At 41.6% G+C, this 18,984-nt stretch carries 11 protein-coding genes; 7 read left to right on the top strand and 4 right to left on the bottom strand.

Annotated elements, in window-relative coordinates:
* Positions 1 to 147 precede the first annotated feature (147 nt).
* Together ACLI1A_RS08960 and ACLI1A_RS08955 are read left to right on the top strand one after the other, a co-directional pair.
* Positions 148 to 438: a hypothetical protein gene (locus ACLI1A_RS08960; protein WP_411408306.1), complete on the top strand. Its 291-nt coding sequence runs from the start codon at positions 148 to 150 to the stop codon at positions 436 to 438.
* Positions 439 to 572: 134 nt separating this feature from the next.
* Complete coding sequence (locus ACLI1A_RS08955) at positions 573 to 1,043, top strand: Lrp/AsnC family transcriptional regulator (protein WP_411408304.1); 471 nt, start codon at positions 573 to 575, stop codon at positions 1,041 to 1,043.
* 328 nt (positions 1,044 to 1,371) lie between these two features.
* Here ACLI1A_RS08955 and ACLI1A_RS08950 read toward each other — a convergent pair whose 3' ends face one another.
* The 3 genes from ACLI1A_RS08950 to ACLI1A_RS08940 form a co-directional block, all read right to left on the bottom strand.
* Positions 1,372 to 6,489: a beta strand repeat-containing protein gene (locus tag ACLI1A_RS08950; protein WP_411408302.1), complete on the bottom strand. Its 5,118-nt coding sequence runs from the start codon at positions 6,487 to 6,489 to the stop codon at positions 1,372 to 1,374.
* Between the two features lie 774 nt (positions 6,490 to 7,263).
* Complete coding sequence (locus ACLI1A_RS08945; protein ID WP_411408444.1) at positions 7,264 to 7,965, bottom strand: zinc metallopeptidase; 702 nt, start codon at positions 7,963 to 7,965, stop codon at positions 7,264 to 7,266.
* A 94-nt stretch (positions 7,966 to 8,059) separates the two neighbouring features.
* Entirely contained in the window at positions 8,060 to 8,752 is a 693-nt protein-coding gene (locus ACLI1A_RS08940) for a hypothetical protein (RefSeq protein ID WP_411408300.1), read from the bottom strand.
* Positions 8,753 to 8,933: 181 nt separating this feature from the next.
* On the opposite strand from ACLI1A_RS08940, the gene ACLI1A_RS08935 reads away from it, so the two are divergent.
* Positions 8,934 to 9,356: a hypothetical protein gene (locus ACLI1A_RS08935; protein WP_411408298.1), complete on the top strand. Its 423-nt coding sequence runs from the start codon at positions 8,934 to 8,936 to the stop codon at positions 9,354 to 9,356.
* A gap of 93 nt (positions 9,357 to 9,449) precedes the next feature.
* On the opposite strand, the gene ACLI1A_RS08930 is transcribed toward ACLI1A_RS08935, so the two are convergent.
* On the bottom strand, positions 9,450 to 11,099 hold the full coding sequence (locus tag ACLI1A_RS08930; RefSeq protein WP_411408296.1) for an AMP-binding protein: 1,650 nt from the start codon (positions 11,097 to 11,099) through the stop codon (positions 9,450 to 9,452).
* Between the two features lie 208 nt (positions 11,100 to 11,307).
* Between ACLI1A_RS08930 and ygiD the strand changes: the two genes are divergently transcribed.
* From ygiD to ACLI1A_RS08910, 4 genes are all read left to right on the top strand, one after another.
* Positions 11,308 to 12,192, top strand: a complete 885-nt coding sequence (ygiD, locus tag ACLI1A_RS08925; RefSeq protein WP_411408294.1) for a 4,5-DOPA dioxygenase extradiol — start codon at positions 11,308 to 11,310, stop codon at positions 12,190 to 12,192.
* Between the two features lie 2 nt (positions 12,193 to 12,194).
* Positions 12,195 to 12,890, top strand: coding sequence for an alpha/beta hydrolase (locus ACLI1A_RS08920; RefSeq protein ID WP_411408292.1), 696 nt, complete (start codon positions 12,195 to 12,197; stop codon positions 12,888 to 12,890).
* Positions 12,891 to 13,104: 214 nt separating this feature from the next.
* Positions 13,105 to 15,924 carry a carboxypeptidase-like regulatory domain-containing protein gene (locus ACLI1A_RS08915; protein ID WP_411408290.1) on the top strand — a complete coding sequence of 940 codons (2,820 nt, stop codon included), beginning with the start codon at positions 13,105 to 13,107 and terminating at the stop codon, positions 15,922 to 15,924.
* A 120-nt stretch (positions 15,925 to 16,044) separates the two neighbouring features.
* Positions 16,045 to 18,897 (top strand): outer membrane beta-barrel protein, encoded by a 2,853-nt coding sequence (locus tag ACLI1A_RS08910; protein WP_411408288.1) that lies wholly within the window; start codon positions 16,045 to 16,047, stop codon positions 18,895 to 18,897.
* Positions 18,898 to 18,984: the final 87 nt, after the last annotated feature.

Below are 18,984 nucleotides of genomic sequence, written 5' to 3'. Positions count from 1 at the left end.
TATTTACACCCTAACACAACCCGCTGGATTACAGTAGCTTGCACCTATCAATATTGATTAAAACGGTGGAGCCAGAAACCACCCTAAAAACGGGGCGATACCGAAAAGCCATACGAGTAGGAAATCAAAATCCAACAAATTACTATTATGTCAACTCAAAACACTTTCGCAACAGACTTACAAACAGGCGCATGGACACCATACCGTGAACCATCTGCACAGGAACTGGCAATTTTTAACGAAGCCATGAAAGGTATTATAGGCGTTAACTATAAGCCGCAGGCTGTATCTTCTCAGGTAGTAGCCGGAATGAACTATCGCTTTAAATGCCATGCATCATTACCACAGGCACCTATAGGCGGCTGGGAAGCCATAGTGGAAATATACCAGCCACTGGAAGGACTACCTCCTTATGTTACAGGCATCATAAGGCTTTAAGGTCTTAGCATATTTTCTGGTTATTGAGGTCGCGCATAAAAGCGCGGCCTTTGTTTTTTTGAAAATCAATCAAAAAAGGGTCTCTAACAAAAAACTGTAAGTGAAAGTTGTATTTTTGTATAAAACCATAAGCCATGAAAATAAACCAGGCACAAATAGAAATAGACGGCATAGACAAAGAGATACTACGCTACCTTATGGAAGATGCCCGAAAACCCATACTACAAATAGCCGGCAAAATAGGCATCTCTGGTGCAGCAATACACCAGCGTTTGCGTAAACTGGAACAATCGGGAGTTATATCGGGATCTAAGTTTACTGTAAATACAAAGGTTTTAGGATACAGTACCATGGCCTTTGTAGGTATTTATCTTGATAAGGCATCGAGTAACCCGGAAGCAGTTAAAGAGCTTAAAAAAATACCCGAGGTACTGGAGTGCCACTACACCACCGGGAACTGGAGCATACTTATAAAAATAATATGCCGTGACAATGAGCACTTAATGCAACTGCTTAATAACCGTATACAACCTATACCGGGCGTGAGCCGTACCGAAACTTTTATTTCGCTGGAACAACAAATAGAGCGCCAGATTCAGCTTTAGTAAATACAATTCCATTACAAAAAATTAGTAACCGCTATAAATAAATAATGGGCACCTTACGGTACCCACTATTGTGCATCCAACTAAAAAATTACTAAAACATGCTATAATTTTTAATTCAGAAAAATTACAGCAAGATCTTTATACAGTAGTGGATTTAAAAACGGCCCCGGAGGGGGGATTCCGGGGCCGGCATCCAACTAAAAAATTACTAAACAATTGTGGAAATGAGGGGGTAGAAGTAAAATTTCCACAATAAAGCTTTTGATTTTTCTGTACATATTTTTTAATAACCGTCCCCGGTTGGACCCCAGGGACAGGTATTATATTAGTTCATCATTATTTTCTTAGTAACTACCTGACCACCTTCAAGTGTCATGTTTACTATTACAACTTGTTTAGAAGCGTTAATTGTACCTGATGCAAATTCAGCGTTATCAACTTTTGCATTTTGGTAAAGCATCCTTCCAAGTGTATCGTACACTACTACTGATTTTATTGTTTGAGATGCAGTAGCTTTAATTTCGTTGTTGCTGTTGTATACTACTACTTCAGATGGAGTAGTTAGCGCAGGGCTATCAGTACCAAGAGCTGCTTCTGCGGTATAGAACACTGTAAACCTGTTATCAAAAGTACCTGCTGCAGTTTCGAAAGTATAGTTGTTCAGTGTAAGATCACGTACTAAACCTTCTTGCTCGTCTCTTAGGTAAACTTTTTGTCCGTCTACAAATACACCGTCCATATTATCAAGACTAAATGTGTAAACACCTGCTGTTGTAGCTGTAAATCCTAGAGGCACTACGTCTGTGTTAACAAAACCACCACGTGTTTGTATAGACATGCTTTTTACAACATCTTCCTGTGTAAGCAGTGAATAAAGGCTGATGCTACCAGGAGAAAGAGCTTGTGAATCGTAACCGTTATCAATACCTGTTGTAGTTACCGGGTTGTAAGCTATAAGTGTTTGAGAGAAATCACCTGCTTCGCTTGTAGCGTTAATCCATACACGGTCGCCAAAGTTTACCTCAACTTCTTCTTCAGGAGCAGTAGTTGCAGCTGCAGCTGATTTAAAGAAACTTGTAGACTGAGTAGCGATACGCATATCGTTTCTGAAAATAGCTTCTTTACCTGCACCAGAAGCTTTTACTATAAAGCCTTGGGCCGTGTTTAAGAAACCTTTGTTTGGAGCTACTGTGAACGGGTTTACTATATTGTAGTTACCAGATGAACTATCTCCACCAGGAGCACTGTTAGCTACATAACCTGAAAGGTTCATTGTACCGTATGAAGTTTGAGTTTGATTATTCGTTTTCCTCCATATCCAAAGTGTACCATCAATATTATTAAGGTTAGCATTGATAAAGTCTACGGCGCTTATTGGCGATGGATAAGGATTACCTATTGAATTGAAAGCATGTGAACTATCCCCATAAGTAAGCGCTGTACGTATTGTACCATTGTTAGGTACACCTTCAAAAACACCTGCAAAAGTCATCCTTGTAAGACCTGCGTTGTAACCCTGTGTAGCATCGGCATTTGGCATACGGATTAAGTAACCTGCACCTTTAGCAAACTTAGTAGTAGCTTCAGCTTGAGGAATATAAAGACCTTCTACTGCACTGTAGCGATAGAAACGTCCTGTTACAGTAGCTGGCGAGAAAGCTAGTAGCGTTTGGTAACCTGTAGCCCTGTCATCATATACCGGTGCACACCACATAGTATAGTCAAGCCTTTTTAGGTAACCGCTGTTACGTTTTATTGTAGCAGTACCAGAGTTAGCGTCGTTTTCTATTTGTATCAGGTTTGATCCGCTTTCAAAAGTAAGGGTACCTGTACTTTGTACGTTTACAGCGTGTGTTATAATTGCTGTACTGTTGCTTATGAAGTTTACACTTGCACCGTTTAGCACATACATAGAGCATCCGTAAAACGTTCCGCCTGTTTGTGTATAGTTAGCAGCAAACACTACGTCTTTGCTTGCCGAAGGATCACCGTTGTTCCATGAAGTACCGTTCCATACTGTAGCGCTGTCACAGTAAATACCTGTAGTACCTGTAGGGGTTGGGTAAGCCAGTGGGCCAAATTCATCTGCACCCCTGTCTGGTGTAGTAGTACTCCTTACCTGTCCGTCTATGTCTTTAGTAACGAGTGCAAGAACAGCTGCCGAATTGTTTATAGGATCGTTTGTTGTATTATTACCATCAAGGTGAAGGTCTGTAGCACTTGCAAACACAGGACTAACACTTATGGTATTAACCTCTTTGCCGGTTGCTGATTGCCAACCTGAAAGTGCAGTCTGGTAAGCAGGATTATCACTCCAGGCAGCATTATCACCTACATATCCAAGTTTATCAGCTGAATAAATTACGTTGTAATCAAGGTTCGAAATCTGACTGATGTATCCGTCTATTATTATTGCACACCTACGCACGTTTGTAGCTGCTTGGGTGTTAACAAATATATTATTTCTTACATCTACAGCAGAAGCAGTACCACCAACATAAAGAGCAGCTGAGTAACCTGAAGCTCCATCTTGTGTATAATTAAGCGACACACTGTTGTTGTATATTTTGTAGCCTCCACCGCCATTAATTGCAATACCATATCCGTTAATAAATACTCCTCCGTTACCTGGAGCAGAAACATCTGCTATAAAGTTGTTTGCTACAAGAATATTTGAACTTGTATTTGTAGAAGCAAGCACTACGCCACCAAACGTCTGATACTCAGTAGTGGTTTTAGTAATATTCTTTATCTGGTTACGGGTAATAGTACCGTTAGAAGAGTTTCCGCTTACATATACACCGGCAGATATTAAACTACCATCGTTAGTATTTCTGTAAAGGTTATAAATATAGTTCTCTGTATAAGTAAAGCCGTTAACGTTTACAAACGAAGCCGGACAAATAATTGTCTCTGTTGTAGCAGCACCAAGGTCGTTACCACTTACATAAACACCTGTTGTAAGCGTAGTAGCGTTACCATTAATATACACACCTTGTTTTACGTTATCTACGTCGTTAGCCGATATAGTAAGGTTAGAGTTATTAGCTTCAGCAGCCACAACATTCATCCTATTGTTATCACCTATCTCGTATTTTCCAGAATATACTGCCACACAATATGCACCACCCTGGTTTTTAACAGTCATTTTCATGTAGCAGTTCTTAATTGTGTTGTTTGTAGCACCATCAGCACTACCGTTACTGGCTATCCATATTACAGAACGACCTACATAAGTTATGTCATCATTGTTTACAAACTTAAGGTTTCTTGTACTTCCTCCATCAGTATTACTACCGTCAAATATTACATAATCCGCTCCTTTTAGGATAAAGATTGCAGGCACACCAGTATAGTTATTAACATTAGTAGCAGTAATAGTTGTAGTAATACCCGAATAAGGCTTAAAAGTTACTGTATTAGTAGCAGAACTGTTAGCTATCGTGTTTATAGTGAAAGGGAACGTTTCAGTAGTATTAGTATAAGCAGTATCTTTCAAAAGGAACTTAACCGGGCCTGAAATACCATAAGTGTTAAGGTAGTTTACAGCAGCAGTAATAGTACTAAACTGAGGGTATTCTGTTTGTGTAGTGCCACTTATCACGTAAATACCGTTAAGAGGGTTTCCGCTTAGCCCCTGCTGGGCAACTGTAATGTTTACAGTACCTGTAGCAGTGTAGCCGTAAGAGTTTGTTATCTTGTATGTAAAAGTATCTGAACCTAAGTAACCTGTTGTTGGGGTATATAGTATCGAAGTTCCGCTTACTGAAGCTGTACCATTACTTGGGCTAGATACTACCGCCACAGAAGATATGGTACCGTTACCGGCAGTATCGTTAGATGTTACCGCTATAGTAATTGGTGTATTTACAGCTGTAATTACAGTATCAGTGTTTGCTACCGGCGCTACATAAGCAGCAACGGTTACAGTTACAGTTGCAGCAGTGCTCGATACTCCGTTAGAACCTACAGCTTTGTAGGTAAAGGTGTCGTTTCCTGCATAAGTACCGTTTGGCGTATATGTAATTTGGGTACCATTTACTACAGCAACTGTACCGTACGCAGGGTTTGAAGCAACAGTAACAGAGCTGATAGTAGTACCTGAAGCAGCAGTATCGTTTGAAGTTACACTGATGGTTACAGGCTGTGTAGAGATTGTACTTGCAGTATCGTTTGCTACCGTAGGAGCAGGAGGCGAAGTTACAGTCATTGAAACTGTAGCAGCAGTGCTTGAAACACCGTTAGCACCAACAGCTTTATAAGTGAACGAATCTGAACCTATATAACCACTGTTAGGCGTATATTTTATTTGGGTATTGTTTAAAACAGTTACAGTACCATGAGTAGGGTTACTTGCTATAGTAACAGAACTGATAGTAGAACCCGAAGCAGCAGTATCATTAGAGGTTACACTTAGTGTTACCGGGGTTAAATAATCTGTAGTAGCCGAATCGTTTACTGCTGTAGGAGCAGGTGGCGAAGTAACAGTAATAGTAACCGTAGCGGCGTTACTTGTATTTCCGTTAGCCGCAACAGATTTGTACGTAAATGAATCCGTACCGATATAACCACTGTTAGGTGTATATTTTATCTGGGTACCGTTAACAATAGTAACAGTACCATTAGATGGGTTACTTGCTATGGTAACAGAATTGATGTTAGAATTTGAAGTAAAATCATTAGAAGTTACACTAACAGTAACCGGGGTTAAATAATCAGTAGTAGCTGTGTCATTATTAGCAGTAACACCTGTTGTCGCCGCATCATAAACTACACCGTAAATAGCAGGACCATCACTGCTTGTACTCGCAGCATTATTAACTATAGGATCGTGCTTAAGAAACCAAACATTATAATACTGATCCACTTGGTATGCGTATATCCTTATGTACAAGGTTTCACCGGCATTTACATAATAGTTAGATTCAAATGAATAACTCATTGTTTGCCCGGCAGTAGATGCAGCAGACGTATTAGTAGTAAGATCTGTCCCTGAATTAAATGAGTTATCTGAAGGAGTATTGTTTGAACTCTTTTTATAAATAATCCTGTATGCACCTGCTTGATTGCTATATTTAAATGTAAGGTTCTTAACCAATATCTTTTTGCCCGTAGCTGCCGTTATCTTCAATTCGTAATACTTGCTGTAATCAAACGAAGTATTAGCACTAGCATTACTAGGCCAGCCGCTACTATAAAAACCTGTATAGGTATCACTACTGTTAAAGTTTATACCACCTCCGCTTATGTTAGCAGCAGAAAATGATGACGGAGTAGTCATTGTACCGGAACCACCGTTGTAATACATTGGCACAGCTGAAGGACTACTATCGTTTATCCTGGTACCTTCCCACCGTACAAGAAGCTCAGAAGCTGTTACTGTGGCATTTTGAGAAAAGCCAATAAAAGGCAATAGCAATAATAGAAATAATGCTTTTTTCATTTTAGTAATTATTTAAAATTTAGGTAGTTAAGGGGGGCTTAACTATTTTTTGGATGCGACGGCAAATGTATAAAGAAAAATTGTCTCTCAAAATTTTTTAAAGACTTTTTTACATTTTTTTCGCCTTGATTATCAATAAGTTTCAGATTAAGTGCATTTTTTCACGTTAAAATACATCTTTTTCAGAGCGCTTAAGGCAGGTGCAATCCTCCTTATTTAACCAATTACGTGAGCTAAGTTGCTTCTTTTAAGGCTAATTTCATGATTTGTGTTTATTTTAGTAATTATTTTTTAGTTGCTTCAGGATGCTTTACATTACGGGGGGATGAATCCCGTTTTGTAATTATTACATGACAAATGTACGGTGCGTTTCGTCGCGTTTTTTTCACTTTTCGTCGGATAGAATTTTAACACCGACTAAAAGGCTTTATGTGTCGACGAATGGTAAACAGTACCGATAAGCGTATTTATTTGCATTTCGTCGAGACAAATGTAACGCCATAAAGATGTATTTTACAATGGATAAACTATAGACAAAAACCTGTACAGGTTTTTGTAAATATCTGTTTTTTAGATTTTTATGTAAAAACGAAATTTGTCTATACAATGAACCTCTTCCTGGAAGCGATAAATCTTACAAGTATTACCCGATTTCAACTTTTACCATTCGTCGACACTTATTGTTGTTTGGTGGCTTTTCCTACAATATAAAAGCCCCGCCAAAAATGGCGGGGCTTCTCTAAAAAATTAACCGGATATATATAGAAAGAGAAATTAATCTCTTGATCGCCCTCCAAAAAGCATCATGGCATAGTATAATAGTGTAGCCACTGCTCCTACCGCGGCCACCACATACGTACGGGCAGCCCACTTAAGCGAATCTTCGGCACCGGCATACTCCTGAGGGCTTACCATGTTTTTGTTTTTTAACCAGGCAAGGGCACGGTTACTGGCATCATACTCCACCGGAAGGGTAATAAGGCTAAACAATGTAGCAACAGCCATAAGGCCAAGCCCGGCTACCGCTAAATACCATCCCACACCCACATTTGTCATAGCTCCCAGCAGAAAACCTATAAACAATAACGGCATAGACAACTGCGAGGCTACATTAGTAACCGGCACCATATTACTGCGTAGTTGCAGCATACTGTATGCCTGCGCATGCTGTACGGCATGGCCTACCTCATGGGCGGCTACCGCTGCGGCGGCGGCATTTCGTTCATTATATACTGCCTCGCTAAGGTTTACCGTTTTATCGGCCGGGTTATAGTGGTCTGTAAGCCTACCCGAGGTAGAAATAACTTTTACATCATATATGCCGTTATCGTGCAGCATTTTGGTGGCTATTTCGGCGCCACTCATACCGTTGCGCAGGTGTACGCGCGAGTAGTATTCAAATTTGCTTTTCAGCTTTGCGCTTACCGCAAAACTGGCAATACCTATAACTAACAGTAATAAATAATATCCTCCTATCATTGTATTCGTTCTTTAATTGTTTGCTAATCATACTGCAAAAAGAAAGCCAATCTTTTCAGACTGGCTTCTCTACTGTTATTTTGGCAGAACTTTAAAAGTTCCAAATTACTTTGGCATAAAAGCGGCCCTGGCCACCTTCTTTAACGGTATTGGTTACAGATGCATATTCCGAATGCCAGCTGGCACGTGCTATATTCCACTCGTACCCGGTAGCCAGCCTTAGTGCATTTTCTTTGTGCTGCAGTACCCCAAACGAAGCCGATGGCCCCAGGTAGCAGTTTTTGTTATACAGGCTTATATGCCCACTATGCGTAGCCGGATCCAGGCTGTTAAGGTCTATAGTATTGCCACGGGTATAGATATCCACCTTATTATACATAAACGATATGTCGAATCCTGCGGCGGCAAACATACCCTTTCTTTTAAAGAAGATATACTGAGGCCTGTACTTAATACCGGTAGCTACCGTATGTACCCTTTCGCCTGTGGTTTTCTGGTCGGCAAAATAATCAGTGTTCCACTCCAGGTCGGCCAGCATACAGCCGTTAATTCGTGTCGTACCTATACTTATTTCAAATACAGTGTTACTAACTTCAGGCAGGCCCTGGGCTGTTAATTTGTCATTCAGCTTAAGGCTTGAAGAAGTAGCCACGCCGCCGGCAAGATAAATCCGCCCCCATTCGCTCTTAAAACCCGGATGTACGGTTAATGAATCGGTTTGCTGCGCAAATGCTCCCTGCACACCGGCTATACATAGTGCAGCAAATAATAGAACTTTTTTCATAATGATTTGTTGATTTACTGTTGTAATTAAATCGTTTTTTTGGTTGCTTTTAGATGTCCAAACGCCATGCCAAAATTTTCTGATTAATTTGTCATCACAAAAATACCACAACACATTACAAACACTACAAAATAACGGGAGAAATAATTAAATTGGCTAAGCAAAACCAAAAGATCTTTTTATGAAAAAAACATTACAAATCTTCCTGCCTCTTATCGCATTACTAATTTCGCCTAAAGCCTTAAGCCAGGTTACAGCATCATTTTACACCAGCGGCACACTCTCTAAAGTGGCTATAGGGTATAACTTTAACGAAAGGCTGTGGGCCGACGCAAGGATATACTCGAGCACCAGCGCAGACGGCATTACCCCCGAGGCAGTAATAAACTACAACTACCTGGCTAAAGAAAGCTACTATACATATATAGGAGTAGGCGCAATTGTGAACGACGTTAACGGTGTTTTGATACCCATAGGCGTGGGTATAAAACCCTTTGAAAACCTAAAGAACCTTTCTATTAATATAGAGTTAGACCCTTTATACGAGATTGACGACGAAGATTTGTACATCAATGGTTTTATAGGACTACGATATAAGTTTTAAACAACAATAAAAAACGAGACCTCTTATATTATTAAAGAAGTCTCGTTTTTTTATATTTCTTGAATAAGACTAATGGTGGCTATTAACACAGCTCTAAGACGTTTTAATCTCAAGCAGTTTTTCAAGTCCCAGTTCCTGTATAGAAATCTCGCGCATTTCTACCTTTCGTACTTTACCGGTTATGGTAATAGGAAAGCTGTCGGTAAATTTCCAGTAGCGTGGCACCTTATAGTGGGCTATACGGTCTTTGCAGTAAGCTCTCAGGCTGTCTTCAGTCAGGGCATGGTTAGGGCGCGGCTTTACCCAGGCCATTATTACCTCTCCAAATTTCTCATCGGGCACGCCTATAACCTGCACATCTTCTATTTCGGGGTGAGAGTATAAAAACTCCTCTATTTCGCGTGGCGAAATGTTCTCCCCTCCCCTAATGATAACATCTTTAATCCTACCTGCTATATTTATATAGCCTTCATCATCCATTACGGCAAGGTCGCCACTGTGCATCCAGCGGGCACCGTCTATAACTACCGCTGTAGCCTGTGGGTTGTTCCAGTACTTTAGCATTACACTGTAACCGCGTGTGCACAGCTCTCCGGGAGTGTTACGCGGCACTATGTCGCCCGTCTTCGGGTCGATGATCTTTATTTCAAGATGATCCTGCACGGTACCTACGGTGCCTACCTGTTTTTCAAGTGGCGCACCAATAACGGTTTGCGTACTTACCGGTGAGGTTTCGGTCATACCATAACAAATGGAAACCTCTTTCATATACATTTTGCTCTGCACCTGTTTCATTACTTCAACCGGGCATGGCGAACCCGCCATAACACCCGTACGCAGGCTGGTAAGGTTGTAGCTGTCAAAATCCTGTAGTGCCAGTTCGGCAATGAACATAGTAGGTACACCGTATAATGAGGTGCATCGTTCTTTTTCTACCGCCTGTAATGTAAGCGTTGGGTCAAAACTCTCCGAAGGGATAACCATAGCGGCACCGTGGCTGGTACAGCACAGGTTGCCTATTACCATACCAAAACAATGGTAAAACGGCACGGGTATGCACACCCTGTCGGCACTGGTGTACTTAAGGCGTACTCCTATAAAGTAACCGTTGTTTAGCAGATTGTGGTGGGTAAGCGTTACTCCCTTAGGGAAACCCGTAGTACCCGATGTATATTGTATGTTAACCGGCTCGTCAAACTGAACCGAAGCTTCAATGGCTTGTAAATCTTCATCAGTAATGCCTCCCGTTTGGGTAAGGAAAGCATCCCAATCCCTGTCCAGGAAAATGGTTTCTTTCAGTTCGGGGCAGTTGGCCTTTACCTCGTCCACCATTTTAGCATAGTCGCTGGTCTTAAACGTAAGCGCCGAAACCAGAAGGCTGATGCCGCTTTGGTTCAGTACAAATTCCAGTTCGCTGCTGCGGTAGGCGGGATTTATGTTTACCAGGATAACGCCTATGCGGGCTGTGGCATATTGCAGCAACACCCATTCGGCGCGGTTAGGCGACCAAATGCCTACGCGGTCGCCTTTTTGGAGGCCTTTTGTAAGTAATGCCTTGGCAACAATATTGGTTTGATGATAAAACTCTTTATAAGTAGCCCTGTAGTTTTGCTGCACGCACACAAGGGCATCATTATCAGGGAAACGTTGTACAGTAAGGGCAAGGTTTTGGCCGATGGTTTGGCCCAAAAGCGGTTTTTCAGATGGACCGCTGGTATAAGAAAGTGATGTGAGGGTATTCAATTTTTAAGCATTTAAACAAGCTAAGTTAACGAAAAAGTGTTTTTAGGGATGTTAAATTGTTACAGTTTTCAGTCATAGTCGCAGTTTCCAGAATTTGGAATAAGCATATCCACAAAAAACCAACAAAACCATTTCTTGTCCTGGTTCAATGTTTTTGGTTTAATTATGTACCAATTTTGCCTTAGCAAAATTTAAGACCGATACTACTATGGATAGGAAACGATTTTTAAAAGTACTTGCCGCACTGCCGCTTGCCGGGGCAGCCGTACGCCTGGGCGACCTGAACCAGCTGGCTAAAGAGCTTACCCCAAGTGTAACCATGCCCGTGCTGTTTCTGGGACACGGCAGCCCCATGAACGCCATAGAAGAAAATGAGTTTGTATCGGGTTTCCGGAAGGTAGCCACTACCATACCTAAGCCTGCCGCCATATTGTGTATTTCGGCACACTGGGAAACAAAAGGTACATTTGTAACCGCTATGGCGCATCCGCAGACGATACATGATTTTGGCGGTTTCCCGAAAGCACTGTTTGATGTGCAATACCCTGCTCCCGGTAGCCCATGGCTGGCGGGTGAAACCCAAAAGCTGATTACATCGGTTAAAGTGCAGCCCGATATGTCGTGGGGTTTAGACCACGGTGCGTGGAGCGTAATAAAACACATTTACCCCAAGGCCGATGTTCCGGTAATACAAATGAGTATAGACTACAGTAAAGATGCCCAATATCATTATGACCTGGCCAAACAGCTTGCTGCCCTGCGCAACAAAGGTGTACTGATTATAGGTAGCGGTAACATAGTGCATAACCTGGGACTGGTAGACTGGAAGAACATCCGCACGGATAACTTTGCGTTTGACTGGGCGCTTGAAGCCCGCCAGAAAGTAAACAAACTGATACTGAATGGCGACCACAAGCAGCTTATCAATTTTAAATCGCTGGGCAAAGAGGTACAAAAAGCTGTACCGTCGCCGGAGCATTACCTGCCGCTGATTTATACCCTGGCACTAAAATCCGAAAAAGAAAAAATAAGCCTGTTTAACGATAAAGCCGTGGGTGGCTCACTAAGCATGACATCTGTAAAAATAGGCTAACCATGAAACAATTACTACTCCTAATCACAGCATTTATTACCATGAATACATACAGCCAAAGCCTGCATTACCTTGTACGCGAACCTAAAGTAAAATCGGCTCATCTACCGGTATTGTTTTTATTGCATGGGGTGGGCAGCAACGAAAAAGACCTGTTTAGTTTTGCCGATAAGCTACCGGATGAATACCTTGTTATTTCGGCTCGTGGACCCATTACGCTTGCCGAGGGCAGATACGCCTGGTTCCATGTGGAGTTTACTCCCGATGGACCGAAGATTAACTTTGAAGAACAAGAAAACAGCCGCAAGCTTATAGCATCATTTATAAAAGAAATGCAGGGCAAATACCATTTTGATGAAAAGCGCATACTGCTTGTTGGCTTTAGCCAGGGCGGCATTATGAACTACAGCGTGGCACTGACCAATCCGGGATTGGTAAAAGGCATAGCCATAATGAGCAGCCGCCTGCTGCCTGAAATAAAACCGCTGATAGCCCCTGCCGATAAGCTGAAAGGGCTAAACATATATATAAGTCATGGTACTGCTGATAATGTGCTTCAGGTGGAGTATGCCCGTAGCGCCAAAGCATATCTTGAAAACCTTGGACTAAAACCCGATTACCATGAGTATGCGGGAGTAGCACATACCATTAATGGTGCTATGTTTACGGATTTACTTAGCTGGATAAATAAACAGTAATGTGGATGGGTTAATCTGTGGATTTGTTTACTTGGCGAAGATTTTTTTTCAAACATCTTGGTACACCCTAACAAATCTACAGATTACCAAATAACCCCCAATTGTGTTAAAATTAGACCTTAACAGGAAACCTCTTTACAAAATTGTTGCGCAACACACACTAAAAGCATTATTTAGCAGTTTTTAAGATACAAAACCAATTCCTAAAACTACAATGCGCCAATTATTAACATCCCTTTTGCTGGTATTGCCATGCATTTTATTCAGTCAGACCATCACCCTCACCGGTAAGGTAAACGACCCTGACAATCATCCACTTGAGGCTGCCACGGTATATCTTAATTCGGTAAAAGATTCTACACTGATTGACTACACCATTACCAATAAAAACGGGCAATTTGAACTAAAGACCAAGGCTACTAAAAACCCTGTTTTCCTTAAAGTTTCGTTTGTAGGCTTTGCGGGTTTCAGCAAAAAACTGGAATCGGTTACGGAGAGCATGGACTTTGGCACCATAAAAATGGAAGACAAAGGCACTACCCTTAACGAAGTGGTTATAGAAAGCGAAGTGCCACCCATCCGTATGAAAAAGGATACGCTGGAGTTTAATGCCGCCTCATTTGCAGTAAGGCCCGATGCTAACCTTCAGGAATTACTAAAGCAACTGCCCGGACTGGAAATAGATGAAGAGGGCAAGATAACCATAAACGGTAAGCCCGTAAGCCAGATACTGGTAAACGGTAAGCCCTTCTTTGACAAGGACGGAAAAATAGCCCTGCAAAACCTTCCGGCAGAGATTATTAATAAAATACAGATAACCGAAGCCAAAACCAAGGAAGAAGAACTTACCGGCCAAAAGGCATCCGGTAATAATGCCAGCATAAACATAACCATAGACGAAGAAAAGAATAAAGGTATGTTTGGGCGGGCTACAGTAGGCTTTGGTACCAACGGGCGGTATGAGCACAGTATGCTGGCCAACTATTTTAAAGGCCAGCGTAAAATAAGTGTACTGGCCAGCACAAACAACATTAACTCAACAGGTTTCTCCATGGATGAAATCTTTGATAATATGAGCGGCGGGCGCAGTATGTCGGCCTGGAGTAACGGCAGCAGCTTTAATATAAACGGAATGCAGTTTGGCGGTGGCAATGGTATTACCCGCACCGACATTATGGGCGCTAACTATGCCGATAAATGGGCTAAAGGGTTTGAAGGAGCCGCCAATTACTTTTATACCGGAGCCAATAGTAAAAACGACAACCAGAGTAAAACCACCACGTTTGTACCCAAAGCAAACGAAACCGACGAAGACAAGGATTACGTTAGCGAAAGCAAAAGCAAGAGCAGGCAAAACCGCTATGGGCAGTTTGTAAACACGCAGTTCGACATAAAATTAGACAGTACCTTTAATATATATACCGAACCTAAATTTCAGAAATCCCACGATTACACCCGAAGCGAATCGGACAGTAAATCGTACCGCCTTAACAACAACCAGATGCTAAACGAAAACTCGGGTATCAACGCTTCGGAATCCGACAATACCGCCTTTAGCAACAACATGGTTATCACAAAAAGCTTTAAGGCAAAAAAGGGGCGCTTTTTAAGCTTTGATGTTGAAAACAACAATCAAAAAGGAGACAACAGCAACATAAACAACACCGTTACCAGCACCTATGTATATACTGACGCTGAACCGGGAATAACAACCGAAAGCCGTAACCGTATACGCCGTACCGGCACCAGCAAAGACCTGTACCATTTTTCGGCTTCATTCGGAGAACCGGTAACCGATTCGAGCAACGTGTACATACAAACCGAAGTATGGCGCGAAACAGAAAGCCAAAACCGGAAAGGTTTTGATTTTAATGACGGAAACGATAACTATACAGACTATAATGATGCCCTGAGTGGGTATCTTAGTTCAAAATCGAACAGGTTTAAGCCGGCTGCAGGTTATAACTTTAATAAGAGCAATATGTACCTTAATATAGAAGGTGGTGCATACTTTATAGATTATAATGCTAACGGCACCTACCTGGGTGAAGGACTCGGCGTAAAGCGGAATTTTGTAATGCCATCGGTAGAAATGTACGGAAATTACCAGCTTACAAAATCGCGCAGCGTGTATATGAACTACAACTATGGTTTCAGTACACCCGAACTGTCGCAGATACTGCCCATAGCCGATGTACTGAACCCTCTTTCTACAACAATAGGTAATGCCGACCTAAACTTTGTAAAAAAGCACGACATGTATATAGGCCTGTATGATTATAACTGGACCGAAAAAACAGGTTACAACTTTTATTTGGGAGGTGATTACTACGAGGACAACATAGGTAACAGTGTGGTTATAGATGACAATGCGCTTACCACCTCTTCTTATATAAACATACACGATACCTACCAGATTTGGGCAGGCGGACAGTATGGTAAAACTTTTAAAAAAGAAGCCCACAGCCTAAATGCTTCAGTAGGGTTTTATTTTGGCAACAGTATAGATAAAGGAATGCAAAACGAGCAGATGTTTAAATCGGAAACATTTTCTGTAGCGCCGCGTGTAAACCTTACCTATAAATACGGCGAACTGCTTACCATAAACCCACGCTACCGTTTTGAGTATAACCAAACTGATTTTAGCAACTATAATGTAAGTTCGGCTAAAAGTAATATTCATACCGTTAGTGTTTCCACTACAAGCTATTGGCCTAAGCACGTAATTTTTGGTAACGACCTTACCTACACCTACAACCCGCAGCTGGCATCGTTCCAAAAATCATTTTATTTATGGAACACCAGTTTAGGTTACAACTTTTATAAAGACCAACTAACCTTTAAAGTAAAAGTGTACGACTTACTGAACCAAAACCTGGGCACCAGCCGAAGCGTATATCCTACAGGTATATCAGAGCAGATGAATACCGTACTGAAACGTTACGTAATGTTTTCGCTTAGCTTAAAGCTGGATAAATTTGCCGGTAAAAAGGATGCTGCTACAGAAGCTACCGGTGGCATCATTACCTTCTAATATTGCAGGAACGTTATTTTAAGTTGTTAAAAAAATCAAAAATCCCAATAACAACTTAAACCTTTTCGCTAAAAACCAGTCAATAGTAGATACACTAACACAAAACCAATTGAAAAGTTAATGCAAAAAATCCTTACTATCTTATTACTGGCCGTTACCACATGGGGTTACAGCCAGTCAATTACCATTAAAGGCGCGGTGCAGGACCCCGATGGGCTGCCGCTGGAAGCAGCTACCGTGTACATTCGTTCCGTAAAAGATTCTACTCTTTTAGACTACACCATTACAGACAACAAAGGAAACTGGCAAATGAAATCGCGCGGCATATCCCAGCCGTTTACGCTTAAAGTTTCGTTTGTGGGTTTCGGTACGTACCAAAAGCAATACGAGTCGTTAACTAAAGACACCGACTTCGGTTTGGTAAAGCTCACCGAAAAAGGAACGGAACTAAAAGAAGTGGTTATAGAAAGCGATGTGCCTCCGGTAAGGGTAAAAAAAGACACGCTGGAGTTTGACGCGGCTTCTTTTAAAGTCCGCCCGGACAGTAATGTGCAAACCCTGCTGAAACAGCTACCGGGTGTAAACATTGATGCTGACGGAAAAATAACCGTAAATGGTAAGGAAGTAAACCAGATATTGGTAAACGGTAAGCCTTTCTTTGACCGCGACGGTAAAATAGCCCTGCAAAGCCTTCCGGCAGAATTGATAAAAAAAATCCAGGTATCAGACTATAAAACCAAAAAGGAGGAACTGCAAAAAAAACCTGGTTCGGGAGATAATGCCAGCATTAACCTAACCATAGACAAGGATAAAAACAAAGGTATTTTCGGCCGGATAACTGCCGGATACGGTACTAATGACCGCTATGAGGCAAACGGGCTTGTAAATTATTTTAAAGACACCCGTAAGATTAGCCTGCTGGCATCGAGTAATAACATAAACGCGTCGGGTTTTAGTAACGACGATATCTTTGACAGTATGGGCGGTGGCCGAAACATGATGATGTGGACCAGCGGTGATGGCTCAACCTATATAAACGGTGTTCCGGTAGGTGGTGGTGGCAGCGGTATAACTACCACAAACATTATAGGCGGTAATTACAGCGACGAGTATTTTAAAGGGTTTGACCATTCGGCAAGTTATTTTTACAATAATTCCGACAACAAAAACAATACACGTACGCGCAGTGAAACCTTCCTGACGGATGAAAATGGCGCAGCTACTGAAAACAGGCTTATAAATAATCGTGTAGCCGATTCACGAAGCCTTACAACCACCCACACGTTTAATACCGAATTTGACATAAAGCTGGACAGTACCTCTACCCTTAACTTTAGGCCAAAGTTTGTGAGGACTAACAGTAAGCGAACTACATCGAGCACACAAAACACTACCGATCAAAATGATACCCTGCTGAACGAAAGTGATGGTAGTACCATGAACGACGGCGACAAGAATGCTTTTAGCAGCACGCTTACCTATAACAAAGTGCTTAATAAGCGCGGAAGATCTATAAGTGCTGAGTTTTCTAACAGCAATACTTCTAACCAAACAGCGTATTACAACAACACAAATACCACTTTTTACGAAGACTTAGACGGCGACGGTAATACAACAGCCCGAAACGACAACCGTAACCAGCTGCAAAAAAACCGCAGCCTGCAAGACAGTTATACCATGGACCTGTCTTATACAGAACCTGTAGCCGACTCTGTAAACGTAGAAATAGGTGCCCGATACAACTGGGCTAACGATGTTACAGACAACAAAGGTTTTAACTATAATGCTGCAACAGCAAATTATACCACAGCAGCCGACTCTATAACCAACTACCTTAACAGCAATACTATTACTGTAAACCCTTATGCAAGTTTCCGCCTGGAGCAGAAAAAGCTGAACATAACCCTTACGGGAGGTACGGGCATTTACAACTTTGACAACTTTGGGCGTTACCGCGGCCAGGACTATACTGTGAATAAAAATTACCTGCTACCTATGGCTTCGGCAAGGTTTAACTACCATTTTCAAAGAAGTACCCGATTATCGCTAAGCTATAACTTTAATACCAGTTTTGCATCGGCTTCTCAGATACTACCTATAGAAGATGTAAGCAATGCCCTTAGCACTACAACGGGTAATCCTGATTTGGCTCCGGCAAAATCACACCGGGTAGGTATAAACTATAATAAATTTGATTTTGCCACCCGCTCCGGTTTCTTTGTGTATGGGGGTGCTACCATAAACGAAACCCAAATAGTAAATTATACTGAGATTAACGCATCGGGTAAACGTAACAGCACGTACGAGAACATCAATGGAGGATATAGCACCTATATGGGGGGTAACTATAATAAAAGTATAAAATCAGAATCAGGCAACAACCTACGTTACAATCTGGGTTTGAATGTTAACTACAGTCGCAGCCTGGGTTTCCTGAATACCCAAATGTACGCCGCCAATAACCTGGGGATAACGCCTAATGTAAGTCTAAACTACGACCTGGGCGAAGTACTTAGTATTAACCCGAGTTATACTTACACCCTAAACAGTGCAAAGTACACTAATTACAGCATAGGTTCGGCCGAAAATTTTGTACACAAAGCTTCGGTTATTGTAACAAATTACTGGCCAAAGCATTTTGTTATGGGTAATGATTTAACGTATACCTATAACTCGCAACTATCTGCCGGGTACAAAAAAGATTTCTTTTTATGGAACACCAGTATAGGGTACAACTTTTATAAAGACCAGTTTACCTTTAAAGTAAAAGTGTACGACCTTTTAAACCAAAACCTGGGCAACAGCCGTACCATTACCTCTACAGGTATTACCGATGTACAAAACACGGTACTGAAACGCTACGCCATGTTTTCGCTTACCTGGAAAATAAACAACTTTGGCAATAATAAAAAACCGGGACAGGGCATGCCGGGCGGTGGCCGCGGTATGCGTATGCGCACACCTGGATTTTAATATAACCCAACGATATACAAAAAGAGGAGCCACACATAGTGTTGCTCCTCTTTTTGTATAAAACTAAGTAGCTAAGAATATCAGCGG

The sequence above is a fragment of the Flavobacterium sp. RHBU_3 genome, assembly GCF_046613565.1.
In the GTDB taxonomy this organism is placed as follows: Bacteria; Bacteroidota; Bacteroidia; order Flavobacteriales; family Flavobacteriaceae; genus Flavobacterium.
The sequence above is the reverse complement of the archived record's forward strand: the minus strand, read 5'-3'. Positions and strand labels throughout refer to the sequence as shown.

Coding starts and splice junctions, on each gene's coding strand:
- ACLI1A_RS08935 (WP_411408298.1), top strand. CDS start 8,934: ATGAAAAAAACATTACAAATCTTCCTGCCTCTTATCGCATTACTAATT.
- ACLI1A_RS08910 (WP_411408288.1), top strand. CDS start 16,045: ATGCAAAAAATCCTTACTATCTTATTACTGGCCGTTACCACATGGGGT.
- ACLI1A_RS08940 (WP_411408300.1), bottom strand. CDS start 8,752: ATGAAAAAAGTTCTATTATTTGCTGCACTATGTATAGCCGGTGTGCAG.
- ACLI1A_RS08915 (WP_411408290.1), top strand. CDS start 13,105: ATGCGCCAATTATTAACATCCCTTTTGCTGGTATTGCCATGCATTTTA.
- ACLI1A_RS08955 (WP_411408304.1), top strand. CDS start 573: ATGAAAATAAACCAGGCACAAATAGAAATAGACGGCATAGACAAAGAG.
- ygiD (WP_411408294.1), top strand. CDS start 11,308: ATGGATAGGAAACGATTTTTAAAAGTACTTGCCGCACTGCCGCTTGCC.
- ACLI1A_RS08960 (WP_411408306.1), top strand. CDS start 148: ATGTCAACTCAAAACACTTTCGCAACAGACTTACAAACAGGCGCATGG.
- ACLI1A_RS08950 (WP_411408302.1), bottom strand. CDS start 6,489: ATGAAAAAAGCATTATTTCTATTATTGCTATTGCCTTTTATTGGCTTT.
- ACLI1A_RS08920 (WP_411408292.1), top strand. CDS start 12,195: ATGAAACAATTACTACTCCTAATCACAGCATTTATTACCATGAATACA.